This is a genomic window from Thermodesulfobacteriota bacterium, from assembly GCA_036482575.1.
GTDB lineage: Bacteria > Desulfobacterota > GWC2-55-46 > GWC2-55-46 > JAUVFY01 > JAZGJJ01.
Genome location: JAZGJJ010000128.1, coordinates 1 through 4,409 on the forward strand (window position 1 = coordinate 1; position 4,409 = coordinate 4,409).

Below are 4,409 nucleotides of genomic sequence, written 5' to 3' on the forward strand. Positions count from 1 at the left end.
GCGCTTCCGGGCCGCGCTCCAGCGGTGGGGGGGGAGGCTGAGGGAGCGTCTTTTCTCAGAGGACGAGATCCGCTACTGCATGGGAAAAAGAGACCCGGAGACGCACCTCGCGGCGCGCTTCGCCGCCAAGGAGGCGGTCTTTAAAGCCCTCGGAACGCCCCTCGGCTTCAGGGAGATCGAGGTCACTAACGGCGAAAAGGGAAAGCCGGAGGTGAGGGTAACCGGGCTTCTTGAAGACGACTACCATTTCAACCTCTCCATCTCGCACGACGGGGAGTACGCCGTGGCGCAGGTGCTAGTAGAGAAGTATTAGTTATGAAAGTAGTCGACGCCAATACCATGAGGAAGCTCGACCGGCTCGCCGTAAGGAGCTACGGCATGCGGGGGCTTCAGCTTATGGAAAACGCCGGCCGAGGCACGGCGGACGTCGTATCGCGCTCGGCCCGCGGCGGACGCGTGGCCGTAGTCGCGGGCAAGGGCAATAACGGAGGAGACGGCTTCGTCTGCGCGCGGCACCTGAAGAACCGGGGCATGAGCGTCACGCTCTTCTCCCTTGCCGACCCGAAGGATATAAAGGGTGACGCCGGGGTGAACGCTCGGGTATGGGAGAAGATGGGAGGCGGGATACACACGCTCCGTTCTTCACGCGAGATCGAAAAGCACGTGCTCGGCCTGAGGCACTCCTCGGTAATAGTGGACGCGATATTCGGCACCGGGCTCTCCTCGCCGCCCAAAGGGGTCCACGCCGCCGCGATAGAGCTTATAAACAAGCTCGGCAAGAAGGTCGTCTCCATAGACGTGCCGAGCGGGCTCGACGCCTCCACGGGCAAGGCCCCGGGGGCGTGCGTAAGAGCCGACGTTACGGCCACCATGGCGCTCCCGAAGCTCGGCTTCTACTCGTATCCCGGAAGGGAGCTTGCCGGAAGGGTCGAAGTCGTGGATATAGGGATGCCGCTAGAGCTTCTCAACCGGGAAGAGATAAGGTGGAGGTTGCTCGACGACGGAGAGGTAGGCGGAAGGCTCACTCGGGGGCGGGGGGGGCGGGGGGATTCGCACAAGGGCAGCTTCGGCCACGTGCTCGTGCTTGCGGGCTCAACCGGAAAGACGGGGGCCGCCTACATGGCCGCCATGGGGGCCATGAGGGCCGGGGCCGGGCTCACGACGGTCGGCCTCCCCGAGAGCCTCCTCGCCGTAATGGAGGCGAAGGCCACAGAGGTCATGACCGAGCCGCTGCCGGAAACGGGCATGAGGACGCTCGGCAGCCGTTCGGTGGAGCGGGCGATGGAGCTTCTTCCGGGCAAGGCCGCGGTCGTCATAGGGCCGGGCATGGGGGCTTCGGGCGAGACGCTTGCCTTTACCAGGGGGGTTATAAAGGGAGCGGCCGGGTGCGGCGTTCCGCTCGTAATAGACGCCGACGGCCTGAACGCCATTGCCCTTTACGGACGGTTGTCTATGTTTAAGAAGGCCGTGCAGGCCGTACTTACCCCGCACCCCGGAGAGATGGCGAGGCTCCTCAGCGTGGAGGTCGCGGACGTCCAGGCCGACAGGGTTGGCACCACCGAGAGGCTCGCTAAAAAGACCGGCTGCACGGTCGTTTTGAAGGGCGCTGGCACGGTTGTCTCCACCCCGTGGGGCGAGGTTTTTATAAACCCGACGGGTAATTCGGGGCTCGCCACCGCAGGCACGGGAGACGTACTGGCGGGGATGATAGGCGGTTTTTTAGCGCAGGGCATGAGCCCGGTTGACGCGGCATCGAGCGCGGTATATATCCATGGGGCCGCCGGAGACCGCGTAGCCGAAGAGACGGGTGCCGCAGGCATGGTGGCGACCGACCTACTTCCGGTCATACCTTCGGTCATAAAGGAGCTCGGTAAGGTAGAGTGAGCAAAGAGCTTTTTACCACAGGGAGCCCGGAGGAGACCGAAGAGCTCGGGGAGGAATTTTCAAAGGAACTTTCACCGGGCGACGTGGTCGGCCTCACGGGCGAGCTCGGGAGCGGCAAGACGTGTTTCACCCGTGGGGTGGCCTGCGGGCTCGGGATCAAGGGCTACGTAAAGAGTCCGAGCTTCACCATAATGCACGTATACGAAGGGGGAAGGCTTCCCCTTTACCATATAGACCTCTACAGGATCGGCGACACCCGTGAGCTTTCCGCCCTCGGCCTCGATGAGTACGTATACGGCGAGGGGGTCTCCGTAATAGAATGGGCCGAAAAAGGGGGGGGGTCGGAAGAGCTTGTCCCCGAGGGCGCGGTGACCGTAAGGTTTTTTTACGAAGGGGAGACGGAAAGAAGGATAGAGATAGAGCGGAGGACTAAATGAGCGAGTTCGATATAGTCGTTATAGGCGGCGGCCCTGGAGGCTACGTCGCCGCCATAAGGGGCGCGCAGAAGGGGGCCAGGGTGGCGCTCGTCGAGAGGGACAAGCTCGGCGGCACCTGCCTTAACAGGGGCTGCATACCGACCAAGGCGCTCTACTACTCGGCCAAGACCCTCTCGACCGTCAGGAAGGCCGAGGCGTTCGGGGTCACGACCGGCAAGGTGTCGTTCGACCTCTCGAAGGCCGTAGGCAGGAAGGACGACGTGGTGGGGAGGCTCGTAGGCGGGGTGGGGCAGCTCCTTAAAGGCAACGGGGTGGAGGTCATGACCGGCGAGGGCTTTCTTGAGGCGGCCGGGAAGGTCAGGGTAACCGGGCCGGACAAGGCCGGTACGACCGATACGCCCGGTACAATCGGCGCTAAGAGCGTTATAATCGCCACCGGCTCCGAGCCCGCGATGATACCGGCCTTCAATATAGACCGAGAGAACGTCCTTACCTCCACCGAGGCGCTTAACCTGAAAAAGCTCCCCGAGAGCCTCCTTATAATCGGCGGCGGGGTCATGGGGTGCGAGTTCGCGACGATATTCTCGAAGTTCGGGAGCAAGGTAACGGTCGTCGAGCTGCTGCCGACCATCCTCTCCACCGAGGACAAGCAGGTCGTGAGGGTCGTGGCCAAGAGCCTGAAGGAGGCGGGGGTCGAGGTCCTGACGGGCGTTACGGTCGAGGACGTGGAGGCCGGGGGGGGCGGGGAGGGGGAAGTAAAGACGCGCCTGCAGGACGGGAGGGTGTTTACAACCGAGAAGGTGCTTGTTACCATAGGCAGGAGTTTCAACTCCGACGGTTTGGGCCTCGAAGATTTGAACGTGGGTATGGAAAGGGGCCGCATAGTGGTGGACGAGCATATGGCCACGAGCGTGCCGGGCGTGTACGCCATAGGGGACGTAACGGGCGGTATGCTCCTGGCGCACATCGCGAGTGTGGAGGGCGGCGTCGCCGCAGCCAATGCGCTCGGCGGCTCCGAGACGATGGACTACTCGGCCGTGCCCGCCGGTGTATTCACCGACCCCGAGATAGCGAGCGTCGGGATGAAGGAAAAAGACGCAAAGGAGAAGGGGGTCGAGGTAAAGGTCGGGAGGTTCCCCTACGCCGCGAGCGGCAAGGCCCTTGCCATGGCCGAGGCCGACGGCTTCGTGCAGATGATCGCCGACCCGGGTACTGACAAGGTGCTCGGCTGCTCCATAGTCGGCGCCCACGCGACGGACCTTATAGGCGAGGTGGCGCTCGCGGTGAAGGCCGGGCTTAAGGTAAAGGATATAATCGGGACCGTGCACGCGCACCCGACGCTCCCCGAGGTAGTCATGGAGGCCGCCGAGGACGTCCACGGCGAGGCGGTGCATAAGATCGGGAGAAAGAGGTAGTTGGCGCTTATAGTTCAAAAATACGGCGGCACGTCGGTCGGCAGCGTAGAGCGCATAAAGAACGTGGCAAAGAGGGTGGCGGCGGCGCGTGAGCGCGGCGACGACGTGGTGGTCGTGCTCTCGGCCATGGCCGGAGAGACCGACAGGCTCATAGCCCTCGCCAGGGAGGCATCCGGCTCGTCCTCCGTATCGAATGACAGGGAGTGCGACGTAGTCGTCTCCGCGGGCGAGCAGGTCTCGGTGGGGTTGCTCGCCATGGCGCTTAACCGGATGGGTGTCGGGGCCGTAAGCTTTCTCGGCCACCAGCTCCCCATCGTTACAGACTCCCGCTGCTCAGCGGCCCGGATAGAGAAGATAGAGACCGGTAAGGTAACCGCGGCCCTTGAAAAGGGTACGGTCGTGGTCGTTGCCGGCTTCCAGGGGGTCGACGTGGACGGCAACATAACCACCTTCGGCAGGGGGGGCTCGGACACCACGGCCGTGGCGCTGGCCTCCGCACTCGGGGCCGACCTCTGCGAGATATACACCGACGTCGAGGGGATATACACGACCGACCCTTCGGTCTGCAAGGAGGCGAGGAAGCTCAAGAAGGTATCGTACGACGAGATGCTCGAGATGGCGAGCCTGGGGGCGAAGGTCCTCCAGACCCGCTCGGTCGAGTTCTCGAAAAAAT

At 63.3% G+C, this 4,409-nt stretch carries 5 protein-coding genes; all 5 read left to right on the forward strand.

Features of this window, described 5'->3' with window-relative positions:
- The coding region (gene acpS / locus V3W31_05715; protein ID MEE9614438.1) for a holo-ACP synthase at positions 1 to 313 on the forward strand (313 nt) is incomplete at its 5' end.
- A gap of 2 nt (positions 314 to 315) precedes the next feature.
- Complete coding sequence (locus V3W31_05720; protein MEE9614439.1) at positions 316 to 1,884, forward strand: NAD(P)H-hydrate dehydratase; 1,569 nt, start codon at positions 316 to 318, stop codon at positions 1,882 to 1,884.
- Complete coding sequence (gene tsaE, locus V3W31_05725) at positions 1,881 to 2,321, forward strand: tRNA (adenosine(37)-N6)-threonylcarbamoyltransferase complex ATPase subunit type 1 TsaE (protein MEE9614440.1); 441 nt, start codon at positions 1,881 to 1,883, stop codon at positions 2,319 to 2,321. Before V3W31_05720 ends, tsaE begins: the two co-directional genes overlap by 4 nt.
- Entirely contained in the window at positions 2,318 to 3,736 is a 1,419-nt protein-coding gene (gene lpdA / locus V3W31_05730) for a dihydrolipoyl dehydrogenase (protein MEE9614441.1), read from the forward strand. Before tsaE ends, lpdA begins: the two co-directional genes overlap by 4 nt.
- Positions 3,737 to 4,409, forward strand: a 673-nt coding sequence (locus V3W31_05735) for an aspartate kinase (protein MEE9614442.1), incomplete at its 3' end; no start/stop codon positions are given.

Excerpts from the sequence above, each read along its gene's own strand:
- lpdA (MEE9614441.1), top strand. The coding sequence starts at position 2,318 with ATGAGCGAGTTCGATATAGTCGTTATAGGCGGCGGCCCTGGAGGCTAC.
- V3W31_05720 (MEE9614439.1), top strand. The coding sequence starts at position 316 with ATGAAAGTAGTCGACGCCAATACCATGAGGAAGCTCGACCGGCTCGCC.